The organism is Nocardia cyriacigeorgica, assembly GCF_010868145.1.
Lineage (GTDB): Bacteria > Actinomycetota > Actinomycetes > Mycobacteriales > Mycobacteriaceae > Nocardia > Nocardia cyriacigeorgica_D.
Genome location: NZ_JAAGUY010000007.1, coordinates 37,794 through 51,293, shown reverse-complemented (window position 1 = coordinate 51,293; position 13,500 = coordinate 37,794). Strand labels below are relative to the sequence as shown.

14 protein-coding genes are annotated in these 13,500 nt (G+C 68.3%); 8 read left to right on the top strand and 6 right to left on the bottom strand.

All coding sequences use genetic code 11. From position 1 onward, the window contains the following. Positions 1-91: 91 nt before the first annotated feature. The 4 genes from GV792_RS11505 (at position 92) to GV792_RS11490 (ending at position 3,763) form a co-directional block, all read left to right on the top strand. Positions 92-2,518, top strand: a complete 2,427-nt coding sequence (locus GV792_RS11505; RefSeq protein WP_163824059.1) for an AAA family ATPase — start codon at positions 92-94, stop codon at positions 2,516-2,518. Further along, positions 2,515-3,006, top strand: a complete 492-nt coding sequence (locus GV792_RS11500; RefSeq protein WP_256673804.1) for a hypothetical protein — start codon at positions 2,515-2,517, stop codon at positions 3,004-3,006. Before GV792_RS11505 ends, GV792_RS11500 begins: the two co-directional genes overlap by 4 nt. Positions 3,007-3,081: 75 nt before the next feature. Further along, a complete protein-coding gene (locus GV792_RS11495; RefSeq protein WP_256668236.1) occupies positions 3,082-3,477 on the top strand; it encodes a YchJ family protein in 396 nt (131 codons plus the stop codon). Positions 3,478-3,487: 10 nt separating this feature from the next. Further along, a complete protein-coding gene (locus GV792_RS11490) occupies positions 3,488-3,763 on the top strand; it encodes a SelT/SelW/SelH family protein (protein WP_163824057.1) in 276 nt (91 codons plus the stop codon). A gap of 11 nt (positions 3,764-3,774) precedes the next feature. Here GV792_RS11490 and GV792_RS11485 read toward each other — a convergent pair whose 3' ends face one another. Beyond that, positions 3,775-3,993: an FmdB family zinc ribbon protein gene (locus GV792_RS11485; protein WP_163824056.1), complete on the bottom strand. Its 219-nt coding sequence runs from the start codon at positions 3,991-3,993 to the stop codon at positions 3,775-3,777. A gap of 173 nt (positions 3,994-4,166) precedes the next feature. On the opposite strand from GV792_RS11485, the gene GV792_RS11480 reads away from it, so the two are divergent. Beyond that, the gene (locus GV792_RS11480) at positions 4,167-5,735 is read left to right on the top strand and encodes a carboxylesterase/lipase family protein (protein WP_375154462.1); all 1,569 of its coding nucleotides are present in this window, start codon (positions 4,167-4,169) and stop codon (positions 5,733-5,735) included. Positions 5,736-5,813: 78 nt separating this feature from the next. Here GV792_RS11480 and GV792_RS11475 read toward each other — a convergent pair whose 3' ends face one another. From GV792_RS11475 to GV792_RS11465, 3 genes are all read right to left on the bottom strand, one after another. Beyond that, positions 5,814-7,121 (bottom strand): cytochrome P450, encoded by a 1,308-nt coding sequence (locus GV792_RS11475; RefSeq protein WP_163824055.1) that lies wholly within the window; start codon positions 7,119-7,121, stop codon positions 5,814-5,816. A 127-nt stretch (positions 7,122-7,248) separates the two neighbouring features. Next, positions 7,249-7,971 carry a TIGR03089 family protein gene (locus GV792_RS11470; protein WP_163824199.1) on the bottom strand — a complete coding sequence of 241 codons (723 nt, stop codon included), beginning with the start codon at positions 7,969-7,971 and terminating at the stop codon, positions 7,249-7,251. A 39-nt stretch (positions 7,972-8,010) separates the two neighbouring features. Further along, on the bottom strand, positions 8,011-9,432 hold the full coding sequence (locus tag GV792_RS11465; protein WP_175582962.1) for an LCP family protein: 1,422 nt from the start codon (positions 9,430-9,432) through the stop codon (positions 8,011-8,013). A 245-nt stretch (positions 9,433-9,677) separates the two neighbouring features. On the opposite strand from GV792_RS11465, the gene rfbD reads away from it, so the two are divergent. The 3 genes from rfbD (at position 9,678) to GV792_RS11450 (ending at position 12,729) form a co-directional block, all read left to right on the top strand. Next, complete coding sequence (rfbD, locus tag GV792_RS11460) at positions 9,678-10,559, top strand: dTDP-4-dehydrorhamnose reductase (RefSeq protein WP_163824054.1); 882 nt, start codon at positions 9,678-9,680, stop codon at positions 10,557-10,559. A 147-nt stretch (positions 10,560-10,706) separates the two neighbouring features. Beyond that, the gene (locus GV792_RS11455; protein ID WP_163824053.1) at positions 10,707-11,606 is read left to right on the top strand and encodes a glycosyltransferase family 2 protein; all 900 of its coding nucleotides are present in this window, start codon (positions 10,707-10,709) and stop codon (positions 11,604-11,606) included. 43 nt (positions 11,607-11,649) lie between these two features. Beyond that, complete coding sequence (locus GV792_RS11450; RefSeq protein ID WP_163824052.1) at positions 11,650-12,729, top strand: sugar phosphate nucleotidyltransferase; 1,080 nt, start codon at positions 11,650-11,652, stop codon at positions 12,727-12,729. Between the two features lies 1 nt (position 12,730). On the opposite strand, the gene GV792_RS11445 is transcribed toward GV792_RS11450, so the two are convergent. Both GV792_RS11445 and GV792_RS11440 read right to left on the bottom strand, forming a co-directional pair. Continuing rightward, positions 12,731-12,943, bottom strand: a complete 213-nt coding sequence (locus tag GV792_RS11445) for a DUF4287 domain-containing protein (protein WP_163824051.1) — start codon at positions 12,941-12,943, stop codon at positions 12,731-12,733. A 101-nt stretch (positions 12,944-13,044) separates the two neighbouring features. After that, positions 13,045-13,476, bottom strand: a complete 432-nt coding sequence (locus GV792_RS11440; protein WP_163824050.1) for a DUF4267 domain-containing protein — start codon at positions 13,474-13,476, stop codon at positions 13,045-13,047. Positions 13,477-13,500: the final 24 nt, after the last annotated feature.

Sequence of the window (13,500 nt, the reverse complement as noted above, 5' to 3'; positions counted from 1 at the left end):
GCTTTCGGGTAGCGTTTCGGACAGCTTTCGTACAGTGCGACCGCGCGCGGGGTGGAGGTGCGCCGCGGTTCGGTGGTGCAGGGGGTGGTTCATGCGCACGAATTCCGAGACGGACCCGGCGAGTCGGCACGCGCCCCGGCTGGCCCAGCTGGTGATGCGGCGGCTCGAATCCGATCCCGCGGTCACCCCGGATATCGCGCACACAATCCTCACGGCGCTCGGCGATCTCGAAACGAGTGAACCCACAGCCGAATTCGGTGCCGCTGGCATCTTCCTGCGTGCCATCCGAGTCCGTGGTTTCCGTGGCATCGGCGCCGAGACCACCCTCGAACTGGCGCCGGGCCCGGGCCTGACCTTGGTGGTCGGGCGTAACGGCAGCGGAAAATCCAGTTTCGCCGAGGCCGCGGAGCTGGCCCTCACCGGCGGCAACCGGCGCTGGGACGGGCGGTCGGCGGCCTGGCGCGAAGGCTGGCGCAACCTGCACGAACCCGAACCCGCGCGCATCCAATTGGAACTACTCGCCGGCGGCGAGCGCCCGCAGCTCACGGTCACCAAAGAATGGTCGCCCGGCGCGGCCTTATCGGAGGCCCGGTGGACCCAGCGCACCGCCGCCGGTCGCGCACCGTTTCCGGCCCGGCGCTGGTCGGTGCCGCTCGAGCTGTACCGCCCGTTCCTGTCCTACAGCGAATTGGGTGCGCTGGTCGACGGTAAACCGAGCGAACTGTTCGACGCCCTGCACCAACTGCTCGGACTCGACGAACTCACCGTCGCCCAGGAGACCATTCGCATGCGGCGCCTCGAGCTCGAACGCGCCGCGCGTGACTCCCGCCAGGAACGCCTCGAGCTCCTCGCGGAACTGGCCGCCGTCGCCGACGATCGCGCTGTCCGGATGACCGAACTGCTCCGCCCGCCCGCCCCGGACCTGACCGCCGTCGACGGCGAACTCTTCGGCGCCGACACCGGCGGCGAACCCGACGGCCTGCGTGCCATCGTTCGCCTGCGGCTACCCGCCGAATCCGAGGTCGCCGAGATCGCCGCCCGCCTCACCGAATGTGGCGCAGCGCTCGACCGCGATGCCACCGCGGATGCGGAGGCAGATCTGCGCATCCTGGAGCTGCTCATCGGCGCTCGCGACCACGCCGCGGTCGTGAGCCCGTGCCCCTGCCCGGTGTGCGGGCGGGGCACTCTCGACGCGGACTGGTCCCGTGCCGCCGACGCCTCCATCACGGCACTGACCGACCGCGTCGCCGCCCTCGCCGGCGCCCGCGACGAACTCGACGGCGCACTACGGGCGGCCCGAGCGTTGCCGGAACAGCTGCCAACCGAACTGGCCTTCGATCCACGCAATCCGCCCAGTGTGGACACCGCGGCGGTCCGCCGTGCCTGGAGCGAATGGGCGGCGCTCACCGACACCGACTACACCCATGACCTGCCTGGTCGGCTGTTGGCGGCCCACGCGCGACTGGTCGACGAACTCGAACTCCTACAGCAGGGCACTCGCAAGGAACTGGACCGGCTCGACGAGGTGTGGGCACCGCTGACACCGCGCATCGCCGCCTGGCTCGACGGCGCCCGCGATGTGGCCGCGCACGCGGACGAACTACGCACCACGCGCAAGGCCGAGGAGTGGCTCAAGGCCGCCACCGCCGGGCTGCGCGGAGAACGGATGGCGCCCCTGGAGACCACCGCGCGCTGGGTCTGGCACAGCCTGCGACAACAGAGCAATGTCGAACTGGGTGGAATCCGCTTGCAGGGCAACGTGAACACCGCGCGACGGGTACTACTCGATGTCACTGTCGACGAGGTCGACGGTGCGGCGCTCGGCGTGATGAGCCAGGGCGAACTGCACGCGCTCGGCCTGTCGCTGTTCCTGCCGCGGGCCACCGTGGAGGACAGCCCGTTCCGGTTCGTGATGATCGACGATCCGGTGCAGGCGATGGATCCGGCCAAGGTCGATGGGTTGGCCAGGGTGCTCGCGACGGTGGCGTGGACGCGTCAGGTGGTGGTGTTCACCCATGACGAGCGGCTGGCGGAGGCGGTGCGCCGAATGCAGATCGATGCCAGGGTGCTCGAGGTTCAGCGGCGGGAGCGTTCGCGAGTGGAGGTGCGTGTGTCCGGTGATCCGGTGCTGCGCTACCTCGACGACGCCCGTGCACTGACCCGCACCCCGCAACTGCCGCCCGCGATCGCCGACGAACTGGTCGCCACCTGTTGTCGCTCCGCGCTCGAGGCAGCGAGCCTGGCCAGGGCACGACGCGAACTGCTCGCCGACGGTGTCGACCACCGCGAGGTCCAGCGACTCATCGACACCGCGCAATCGACAAGGGCGATGGTCGCTCTCGCGGTACTAGGCCCGTCCGGGCGCATCGAGGAGCTGGGCAAACATCTTGCCCGCGTGGGGAAATGGGCTGTCGGTGCGCTCCGCGACGCCACCGCGGGGGCCCACGTTCCGATCGGGCGCAGCATGCACGATCTCATCGCCGATACCGAGAAGCTCGTCGACTGGCTGGCTCGGTGAGTGAAGAACAGCCGCCTGCGCGACGACGCCGCCGCGGTGCGCGGGGCAAGGGTGGACGCAAGAATTCGGGCCGCACTCGACCGAACCGGCCGCGCCGCGATGATGACCCCGCCCATACCGACGATCGCCCCACCGTGGGCGAACGGCTGGCGGCAGTGGACAGCCTGCTCGATGGCGCCGTCACCGATGCGGGCGGCCTGTGGTCGCGGGCCACGGCCTGGATTCTGCGGATCGCGCTGGAACAGGTGGTCGACGAACTGTGGGCGCGGGTCGCGCCGGAGTTGATGCGATGCCCGATGCGCGCCCAGCTACTGGCCCTGCGCACCTTCGCCGGGCCGCTCACCGCGGCGCGGATCGCGACGCTGTGGTCGGCGCTGTCGCACGCCGCGCACCATCACGACTACGAGCTGGCACCCGGTGTCACGGAGCTGCGCCGCTGGCGTGAGGAAACCGCGCGCATCGCCGCCGAACTGGCCGCGGTCGGGTGATCGGCGCACGGCCGGCGACTCCATCGGCAAAACCCGGCTTGGTGTCGAGCGCTGCCATTGCGCATGATCGGTGCCATGGATCAGACGCAGCCGTGCCCGTGCCGACGCGGTGAACCGTTCGGCAGTTGCTGCGGGCCGATAGTGGCCGGTGAGCGCAGCGCACCGACCGCCGAGACGCTGATGCGGTCGCGCTACACCGCCTTCGCCATCGGCGACGTCGACTATCTGCTCTACTCTTGGCATCCGCGTACCCGCCCGAAACAGCTCGCACTCGATCCGAACCAGCAATGGCTGTTCCTCGAGATCCAGCGCACCGAACGCGGCGGTCCGTTCGACGACACCGGCGTGGTCGAGTTCACCGCCCACTACCGCGACGACACCGGTCGGGGCTCACTGCATGAAGTCAGCCGGTTCGTCCGGGACTCGGGTGCTTGGGTCTATCTCGACGGCGCCGTCACCACCGACCGGTAGGGTTCGCCGCATGTCACGCGTCGCGATCGAGTACTGCACCCAGTGCCGCTGGCTGCTGCGGGCGAGCTGGATGGCGCAGGAACTGCTGAGTACCTTCGCCACCGAACTCGGTGAGGTCGCGTTGATTCCCGGGACGGGAGGGGTTTTCCGCATCACCGTCGACAGCGAGCAGATCTGGGAACGCAAGGCCGACGGCGGGTTCCCGGATATCGCGGTGCTCAAACAGCGGGTACGTGATCGCGTCGCCCCGCACCGCGACCTCGGCCACGCCGACCGGCGCGACTGACCTGGGCGGCCTCAGCCGCAGCAGCCGCCCCCACAGCACCCACCCGATGGACGCGGTGCGGCGGCGGGCGCGGGCGTCGCGGCGCGGCCGACCGTCCCGAACGTGGTGAGCAGTTTGACGGTGTCATCGTGCCCACTCGGGCAGGCGGCGGGCGCGGACGCCTCGGCCATCGGACGATTCACCTCGAACGTGTCACCGCAGCTGCGACACCGAAAGCTGTAACTCGGCATCGGCACAGCATAGCGAGCACGTGACTGAGCAGACAGTCGCTGCGGAATTGCTATCTGAACTGCGGTGCCGACGCGCCGGGCGCGACTCGCCGTCTACGCGTGGGGTTCGGTCACTGTGGCTGTCATGAACACCGTCGTACCCTCGATAGACAGAGGTGTGAGGAGAGTCTGCGATGAGCACTGAGTTGTTCGAGGCAATGGTGACGCAGGACGAGTCGGCGCCGGTGGCAGAAACCGAATACGGCCGGGTACGCGGAGCACGCGGCGGCGAGGTGTTCGTCTGGCGTGGTGTGCCCTATGCGGCCGCACCGGCAGGTCGGCATCGGTTCTCCCTGCCCCGCGCACCGCAGCCGTGGGACGGCATCCGCGAGACGAACGAGTTCGGCGAGATCGCGCCGCAGAACATGGACAACACCGTTCCCATCGACAAAGGCCTGCGGATGGGGGAGGACTGTCTGTGGCTCAATGTCTTCGCCCCGGCGGCCACCGCCGGGGCTCCGCGCCCGGTCATGGTGTGGTTGCACGGCGGCGCGTATTGCCTCGGCACCGCCGCGCAGGGCATCTACGACGGCTGCAAACTGGTCGAGACCGGCGATGTCGTTCTGGTGACCGTCAACTACCGGATCGGCGCGCTCGGCTTCCTCGATCTGTCGTCGCTGTCGCCGGACTTCGTCCCCAACCTCGGCCTGCACGATCAGCTCTTCGCACTCGAATGGGTGCAGCGCAATATCGCCGCGTTCGGCGGCGACCCCGACAATGTCACCCTCTTCGGTGAGTCCTCCGGCGGCGGCTGCGTGACTGCGTTGCTCACCGCGCCCCGTGCGGCGGGACTGTTCCATCGAGCGATCGCGCAGAGCCCGCCCGCGACGACGGTCTTCGGCCCCGAACGAGCCGCCGCGGTTGCCGACCGTTTTCTCGAGCTGATCGATCTGCCCCGTGAACGGGCCGTTGAACTGCTGGAATGCCCGATCGACCGGATCATCGACGCGGCAGCGGTGCTGATCGACGAAGTGCCGATCCAATCGCCCGGCACGCTCGCCGCCGCGCCCGTCGTCGACGGAGACCTGCTGCCCGGCTATCCGACCGACCGTTTCCGCGACGGGCTCTCGCACCAGGTGCCGCTGATCATCGGCACCAACAAGGACGAGGCGTCGCTGTTCCGGTTGTTCCGTTCACCGATCATGCCGGTGACCCCGGACGCGGTGAACGCGATGCTCAATGGCGTCCAGGACAGCCATCCCGGGATGTCGCACGAACGCATCGCGGAGATCACCTCCGCCTATCCGGATCTGGCCAAGCCGCGCGGCGCGCTCGCCATGTCCACCGATGCCGCGTTCCGGATGCCCGCGCACTGGGTCGCTGATGCGCACTCCCGTCATGCGCGCACCTGGATGTACCGGTTCGACCACGCCACGCCGATGCTGCGCGCGGCCCGCGTCGGTGCCGGTCATGCGACCGAATTGCCGTACGTATTCGGCAATTTCGGCACTTTCAACCATGATCCGACATTCTGGCTGGGTGGCCGCAAAGTGGCCACCGAGATATCTGGGCGGATGATGCGGCGCTGGCTGGCCTTCGCCCGGTACGGCGTGCCCGCGGCCCTCGACGGATCCAAGCACTGGCCGCCCTACCACGGGACCACTCGCACCACCTTGCTCATCGACTCGGTGGATCGCGTCGTCGACGACCCCGAGCACGACCTGCACACCGCCTGGGGGCAGAGGGCCGTCGGCTTCGCCTGACTGTGTCTGATTTGCGGCGCCTGCGGCACCGCGAACGGGGCTCCTCGAGGTCGCCCCTTCATTGTCAGCCCGGCCGGATCAGACGCCGCTGTGCTGTGGGCTGCGCGCGCGTGGTCCCAGATACGCGGGCATGTGCTCGTAGCCGTGCAGCGTGAACAATTGCCTGCGCCGCGGCGGGCCTTCAAGTCGCAGGTCGGGGAAGCGCTCGAAGAGCCCACGCAGGGCGTGGGTGCCCTCCATACGCGCCAGGCTGGCGCCGAGACAGACGTGGATGCCGCTGCTGAAGGTGAGATGGTCTTTGGCGTTGGCGCGGGCCACGTCGAAGCGAGCCGGGTCCTCGAAGACCTCGGGATCGCGGTTCGCACCCGCCAGCGACAGCACGATGGTGGCGCCGGCCCGCAGGGGCACATTCTCGAGTTCCGTATCCGTGAGTGCGGTGCGTGCCGTGGTCTGTACGGGCGGATCGAACCGCAGCACTTCCTCGATCGCGTTCGGCCACAGATCCGGTTCTTCGCGCAAGCGGTCCAGCTGGTCGGGGTGCGCCAGTAGCTGACTGATGCCGTTGCTGATCAGGTTCACCGTGGTTTCGAAGCCGGCGCCCATCAGCAGGCTCGCGGTCGCGATGAGTTCCTCGGTGTTCAGCTCGCCTGTCGTGACCAGGGTGCTGAGAATGTCGTCGCCGGGGGTGCGACGCAGGCGTTCGATGTGCTCGATCAGGTAGTGGTTCATGAAGTGGGTGGCATCCATGGCGCGGCGGTGCGCCTGCCAGGAGATCCCCAAATCGAGCAGCGGGGTCATCCGGTCGCCCCAGCGCAGGAACATCTGCCGGTCCTCGTCAGGGAAGCCGAGCATTTCGGAGATGATCGCGATCGGGACCTGGGCGGCATAGGACTCCACCAGGTCGGCGGACCCGTTGGCGGGCAGCGCGTCGAGCAGTTCGGCGGTGACCGTCTCGACTCGATCCCGCAGTTTGCCGATGGCACGCGGGGTGAAGGCCGAGGAGACCGGCTTGCGCATGCGGGTGTGCTCGGGCGGGTCGATCACCAGCATCGACGGCGGCTCCACCGGATTGGGCGGTACCGGGAAACGCTTCGACAGCCATTGCAGTGGTCCCGGCAATGCGAAACTCTCCGGGGTGCGCACTCCGAACTGGTTGTCGCGCAGAATGGCTCGGCTCAGCCCGTGGTCGAAGGTGACCCACGAGATGGCGGCCCGCTGTAGCCCTCCGTCGCCGCGGAGCTGCTCGATCAACGGATACGGATCGTCGAGTCCATCGGGCCCGCCCATCAATCGTGCGAAGGCGTCACCACGACGGGCCTGTGTCCGTAGGACTGCGCGCGGCATACCGTGGGCCGACAACCACCGGAACAAATACTGCGGCTTCATCTCTCACCCGACCCCATCGTCTGATGTGTGCGATATCACCACCGTACGGAACCCACGCACCAGCGGGAACGTCCCAGAGTCGGACAAACGACCTATACCACGGTAGGAGTCGGGCGCACAGCGAGCCTCATCCCCGCAGGGCGGTGACCCGTTCGGTCGCGACGCGGCGTTCGCGCAGCGTGGGATCCGGATTGACCACCTGGACCAGCGATGCGCCCGCCGCGAGGACCGCGACCAACCCGTCGATGAGTTCGGCCGGCGTATCCCACGGGGTGCTCGACAGCACCCGGTCGCCTTCGGAGAAACCTTGGCGCAGCGCCGATGTGCGGGCCTCGGCCAGGACCTCCGAGACCGACATCCCGTCCAGGGCGATACCGATCCCGCCGGGCAGGAACTGGTCGCCGTGCACGCGCACGGAGGTGGCGAAATCGGTGATGCCGACAGGCAGATCGCGCACCGGCATCCCCATCGGGTCCAGCGACAGCACCGCGACCTCGCCCGCGCCGTCGGTGTCGTCGAGCCGGCCGACGGTGGCGAGGGCCAGGTCGGCATCGGGGTCCGGGTGCAGGACCACCTCGGTGCCGGCCCACCAGCAGCCGAGCAGCACCGCGGCCGTCTGCCAATGCGCAGGCAGCAGCACCGCGACCCGGGCGCCGGGGGTGAGCCCGAATTCGTCGCGGACCAGGTTGGCGGTCTTGGCAGCCCAGTTGGCCAGCGTCAGGCCGGACAGTTCGATCCTGGCCCCGGTGGCATCGTCGTAGTAGGTGACGCGCGGACCCGCGGGTTCGCGCGCGAGGATCGGGTCGAGCACCGCCTCGGTGAGGGTCAGTGCTTGCTCGAGATCACGCATCGGCTGGTTCACGCTCACTGACTGTTTCATGCACGGTGGCTAATTCACGCATGTCGGTCCGTTCTTGCCCGCATCGATCGGCGGAGCGGGCGGTACGGGGGTGGCGGAGGTTGACGGAGTGTCGAAGTCGAACATGCCGCCCGCCTCCGACCCGGGACCAGAATAGTCGCTCGCCAGCACCACGCTCACGGTATCCGCCGGAACCGACTCGTCGGCCAGCACGGTCAGCCCGCCCAGCGCCTCGGCAACCGCCTTGGCCTTCGGATCCGAGGTCGACGCGGCCAGTACCCGGCTGCTCGTCACCGATCCGCCGCTGTAGTTGTCCACCTCGCCCTGCTGGAAACCCTTGGCGCTCAAGGCCTGTGATACCTCGCCCGCCAGGCCGCCGACCAGGCTCGCGTTGAACACGTTCACCGTCACCGTCGATGGTGCGACGGCCGGTTCGTCGGGTTCGTCGCTCTCCTCACCCACCAGCGAGGCGACATAGGACTTCACGGCTTTCGGCTCCACCCGAACCACCGATTCGCCATCGGCGGTTGTGCCGTTGAGATCGGCCACCGGGATCGTCTCGAACGTGACCTTGCCTCCGGTCAGATCCTGCAACTGCTGCAGGAATGCCAGCACGTCCCAGTCGTCGTCCAGCACCACAGTGCGACCGACGGCTTCACTCAGTTCGCTCAGCCTGCTCGGATTGCTCAGAGTGTCCTTGCTCAGCACCTGCTGCACCAGCTGGGCCATGAACACCTGCTGGCGCACGATCCGGTCCAGATCACCACGGGGCAGATTGTGGCGCTGGCGGACGAAGCTCAAGGCGCGCGGTCCGTCGAGGCGCTGCTTGCCCGCCGGGAACGACGCGCCGGACATCCACTCGTCGACGGGATTGTTCAGGCAGACGTCCACACCGCCGACCGCGTCGGTGAGCAGGACGAACCCGAGCAGGCTCACCTCGGCGTAATGGTCGACGGTGATGCCGGTGAGCCCGGCGACCGTTTTCACCAGGGTTTGCCTGCCTACCTGGGTGGATTTGCGTTCGGCCTCCTGTTCGGAGGCGCCATCGTCCAGCAGTTCCTGCTGCTCCTGCTGCTTGGTGATGCCGTAGGCGGAGTTGATCTTGCCCTTGCCCAGGCCAGGGATATCGACGTAGGAATCGCGCGGGATGGAGATGGCGGTGGCCGAGCTGCCGTCGTTGGGTACCCGGACCAGCACGATGGTGTCGGTATTGGTGCCGATCTCGTCGCCCGCGTGCAACATGGCGCGTTCGGCGTCGGTCAGCGGATTGCCGTGCGCGTCGGTGCGGGAATCGACGCCGACCAGCAGGATGTCGACCGCACCGTCACGTCCGCCGCCGAGGCCGAGGTCGGAAATGCGTTCGATATTGGAGATGAGGCTGTCCACGCTGCGCCAGGCCAATCCGGTGACCACCAGCACCAGTACAGCGATCACCGCCACCAGTGCACGCACGGGGCCGAACGAACCCGGCTCCCACCCGCTGCGTGATGTCGGTGCGCCGCCCCCACTTGCTGCGCTCCTCCGCTGCGCCACCTGCAGTCCTCTCCACCGCGCCGGGTCCGCTCGACACACTCGGCGACCGATTCCAGTCCTTTCGACTCAGCGTCGTTCGTGACACCCAGCCCCATCACGAGGCTAACCAACGGCAACGATGGTGGAGCCGAATTGCTGGTGCCACGGCGTGCCAGACTGGCCGCATGACCGCCGCTACACCTCCTCGCGACCCGTCCGACTCCGCCCTGATCGAGCGCTTGATCGTGACCGGGTCGGGTGGGCTGCTCGGGCATGAGCTGCGCAGGCACGCACCCGCCGCACGCGCGTTCGGCCACCGCGATCTCGATGTCACCGACGCCGAGGCCGTCCGTGCTGCCATCCGGCCCGGCGATGTGGTCGTCAACTGTGCCGCGTACACCAACGTCGACGCCGCCGAATCCGAGCCGGAGGCTGCCTTCGCGGCCAACGAGACCGGCCCGGCCGTGCTGGCCGCTGCCTGCGCGGACCGCGGTGCGCGGCTGATCCATATCTCCACCGATTACGTTTTCGACGGCACGTCCACCCGGCCGTACCAAGCCACCGATCCCACTGCGCCGCTGTCGGTCTACGGCCGGTCGAAACTGGCCGGTGAGCAGGCCGTACTGGCATCGACGGCACAGGTGCACGTGGTGCGTACTTCCTGGGTGTTCCGCGCGGCCGGCGGCGACTTCGTGGCGACCATGCGGCGGTTGGAACGCGAGCGCGACACCATCGACGTCGTCGACGATCAGCTCAGTTGCCCCACCTACGGCGGTGACCTCGCCCTTGCCCTGCTGGAATTGGCGGGCACCCCGGACGCACCGCGTCTGCTGCACGCCACCAATTCCGGCACCGCGAGCCGATTCGAGTTGGCGCGAGCGGTATTCGCCGGTGTCGGCGCCGATCCGGAGCGGGTGCGGCCCTGTGATTCGTCGAAGTTCCCCAGACCTGCTCGGCGCCCGGCGTATTCGGTGCTGTCGGACTCGTCGTGGACCGGTGCGGGGTTGACTCCGTTGCGGTCCTGGCGTTCGGCGCTCGAAGCCGCACTCATCGACCATCCACGTTAGGCGTACCTCCGCATCCGCTCCGGCCATGCGCGGGCTGTGGACGGGCAGAGCCCGACTGCGCTGTCTAGGCGTACCTCCGCATCCGCTCCGGCCATGCGCGGGCTGTGGACGGGCAAAGCCCGACTGCGCCGTCTAGGCTTACCGGCTGTGAGCCCCTCCGATTCCACGAGTCAGCCCAGCCTGGCCGTCGTCACGGTCACTTACTCGCCCGGCGAGCACCTCGAGCATTTCATCAGCACTCTTGCCACTGCCACCGCGGAGAAGCCGCAGGTGATCCTGGCCGACAATGGCTCGGTCGACGGTGTGCCGGAACTGGTGGCCGAGGCCAACTCGCATGTGCGGCTGCTACGGACCGGAGGCAATATCGGCTACGGCGGCGCCATCAACCGCGCCGTCGCCGAACTGGATCCGTCGATCGAATTCGTGGTCATCTCCAATCCGGATATCCGCTGGAGCAGCGACGCGATCGACGAACTGCTCGCCGCCGCCGAGCGCTGGCCCCGCGCCGGTGCGCTCGGCCCGATGGTTCGCGAACCCGACGGCAGCGTCTATCCGTCCGCGCGCTCGGTGCCCGGGTTGCTCGACGGTGCGGGTCACGCCATTCTCGGCTCGATCTGGAAATCCAATCCGTGGACGGTGCGCTACCGCCAGGAAAACGAGCAGGTCTCCGAACGCACGGTCGGATGGCTGTCGGGGTCCTGCCTGCTGGTGCGCCGTGCCGCCTTCGACGCCATCGACGGCTTCGACTCGCGCTACTTCATGTACATGGAAGACGTCGATTTCGGTGACCGAATGGGCCGCGCGGGCTGGCACAACGTCTTCGTGCCGACCGCCGAGGTCACCCACGCCAAGGGCCACGCCGCGGGGCGTCACCCCGAGCTGATGCTGCCGGCCCACCACGCCAGCGCCTACCGATTCCAGGCCGACCGGCATCCGCACTGGTGGCAGGCACCGTTGCGGCTCGCGCTGCGGGTCGGACTTGCGGTTCGCTCCCGGATTGCGGTTCGATCTGCGCTGCGTGCGAAGGCGCGTGACGAAGCTTCGTGAGTGCACCGCTCGCGGACGATCCACTGTGAACAGAGGACCCTCGATGTCAGGACATTCAGGCACCGACGCCGTGATTCTGGTCGGCGGTCAGGGGACGCGGCTGCGTCCGCTGACCCTGTCGGCACCCAAGCCGATGCTGCCGACGGCCGGTCTGCCGTTCCTGACCCACCTGCTGGCCCGGATCGCCGAAGCGGGCATCACCCACGTCGTGCTCGGCACCTCGTTCAAGGCCGAGGTGTTCGAGGAGCACTTCGGCGACGGCGCCGACCTCGGTCTCGAGATCGAGTACGTCACCGAGACCGAACCGCTGGGCACCGGCGGCGGCATCCGCAATGTGCTGCCCAAGCTGCGCGCGGACAACGTCATGGTGTTCAACGGTGACGTGCTCGGCGGCACCGACCTCGGCGCGATCCTCGACACCCACGAATCCACCAAGGCCGACGTCACCCTGCATCTGGTGCGGGTGAGCGATCCGCGCGCCTTCGGCTGTGTGCCGACCGATGAGAACGGCCGGGTCACCGCGTTCCTGGAGAAGACCCAGGATCCGCCGACCGACCAGATCAATGCCGGTTGCTACGTGTTCCGGCGCGAGTACATCGAGAAGATCCCCTCGGGTCGTCCGGTGTCGGTGGAACGCGAGGTGTTCCCCGCGCTGCTCACCGAGGGCGCCAGGCTCCAGGGGCATGTCGACACCTCGTACTGGCGCGATATGGGCACCCCCGAGGATTTCGTGCGCGGTTCGGCGGATCTGGTGCGCGGGATCGCGCCCTCACCCGCTCTGCCCGGTCAGCGCGGTGAATCGCTGGTGCACCAGGGCGCGGGCGTCGCGCCGGGTGCGCTGCTCATCGGTGGCACGGTGGTCGGCCGCGGTGCCGAAGTCGGTGCCGGTGCCCGCCTCGACGGTGCGGTGCTGTTCGACGGTGCCCGGGTGGAGGCCGGGGCGACAGTCGAGCGTTCGATCATCGGATTCGGTGCCAGGATCGGTCCGCGGGCGCTGGTCCGCGATGCCGTCATCGGTGACGGCGCGAGTGTCGGCGCCCGCTGTGAGCTGCTGCGCGGTGCGCGGATCTGGCCCGGCGTCGAGATCCCCGACGGCGGAATCCGCTTCTCCACCGACGTCTGACTCAGGACGCCCACTTCTCCGGGTGCAGGAAATGCTGGGTGATTGCGGTGGCGTGGCCGTGCCCGAAGCCGTGCTCGGTCTTGAGCCACGCGACCAGCTCCTTGTTCGATCCGAGGCCGGATTCACGCATGGCGGTCTTCCACTCGTCGATGGTGCGGCCGTACTTGGCTTCGATGGAGGGAAAGTAGGACGCGGGGCCGTGCGGCTTGGTCATCGGATCTCCTGAGGCTCGTTACTGATCTTCGGTTGTATCGGTCCAGACGGATCGGGCAGCGATGAATTCATCGCTGCCCGAACGTGTTCCCGATCACATCCCTACGCCGGAACGGTGGCCGGTCGGTGGCTGATCGAGTCTGTGCGCTGAACCCGCGGCTCGCGCAGCAGCAGGCCGCCGGTCACCGCCACCCATGCGGCGGTCAGGCCGTGTACCCCGAGCGCGATGGCGGTCGAACCGTCCCAGCTCAGGACCGTGAGCATGTCGCCGATCGGCACCAGGGACATGGCAAGCAGTGCGATACCGAGAGCATGGCGATGCCCGGTGGCGAGCAGGGCGAGGATCAGCACCCCGGAGGCGGTGTCGCGTACGCCCTTGAGGTTCATGAAGGCGCTCGCCTCGCCCTCCGGCCATGCGGGCAGGCCGAAGCCGGTGGCGATGGTCTCCGGCGTGATCAGGTAGCTGATGCCGATGTAGAGGATGAAGGCGGCGCCGAGCAGGGACAGTCCGGTGTTGATGCGAGAGAGGGGCATCGTCGTCTCCAATGCGATTCGATC

Excerpts from the sequence above, each read along its gene's own strand:
- GV792_RS11475 (WP_163824055.1), bottom strand. The coding sequence starts at position 7,121 with ATGAAGCCGCAGTATTTGTTCCGGTGGTTGTCGGCCCACGGTATGCCG.
- GV792_RS11490 (WP_163824057.1), top strand. The coding sequence starts at position 3,488 with ATGTCACGCGTCGCGATCGAGTACTGCACCCAGTGCCGCTGGCTGCTG.
- GV792_RS11440 (WP_163824050.1), bottom strand. The coding sequence starts at position 13,476 with ATGCCCCTCTCTCGCATCAACACCGGACTGTCCCTGCTCGGCGCCGCC.
- GV792_RS11495 (WP_256668236.1), top strand. The coding sequence starts at position 3,082 with ATGGATCAGACGCAGCCGTGCCCGTGCCGACGCGGTGAACCGTTCGGC.
- GV792_RS11505 (WP_163824059.1), top strand. The coding sequence starts at position 92 with ATGCGCACGAATTCCGAGACGGACCCGGCGAGTCGGCACGCGCCCCGG.
- GV792_RS11450 (WP_163824052.1), top strand. The coding sequence starts at position 11,650 with ATGTCAGGACATTCAGGCACCGACGCCGTGATTCTGGTCGGCGGTCAG.
- GV792_RS11485 (WP_163824056.1), bottom strand. The coding sequence starts at position 3,993 with ATGCCGAGTTACAGCTTTCGGTGTCGCAGCTGCGGTGACACGTTCGAG.
- GV792_RS11480 (WP_375154462.1), top strand. The coding sequence starts at position 4,167 with ATGAGCACTGAGTTGTTCGAGGCAATGGTGACGCAGGACGAGTCGGCG.
- GV792_RS11445 (WP_163824051.1), bottom strand. The coding sequence starts at position 12,943 with ATGACCAAGCCGCACGGCCCCGCGTCCTACTTTCCCTCCATCGAAGCC.
- rfbD (WP_163824054.1), top strand. The coding sequence starts at position 9,678 with ATGACCGCCGCTACACCTCCTCGCGACCCGTCCGACTCCGCCCTGATC.
- GV792_RS11470 (WP_163824199.1), bottom strand. The coding sequence starts at position 7,971 with ATGCGTGATCTCGAGCAAGCACTGACCCTCACCGAGGCGGTGCTCGAC.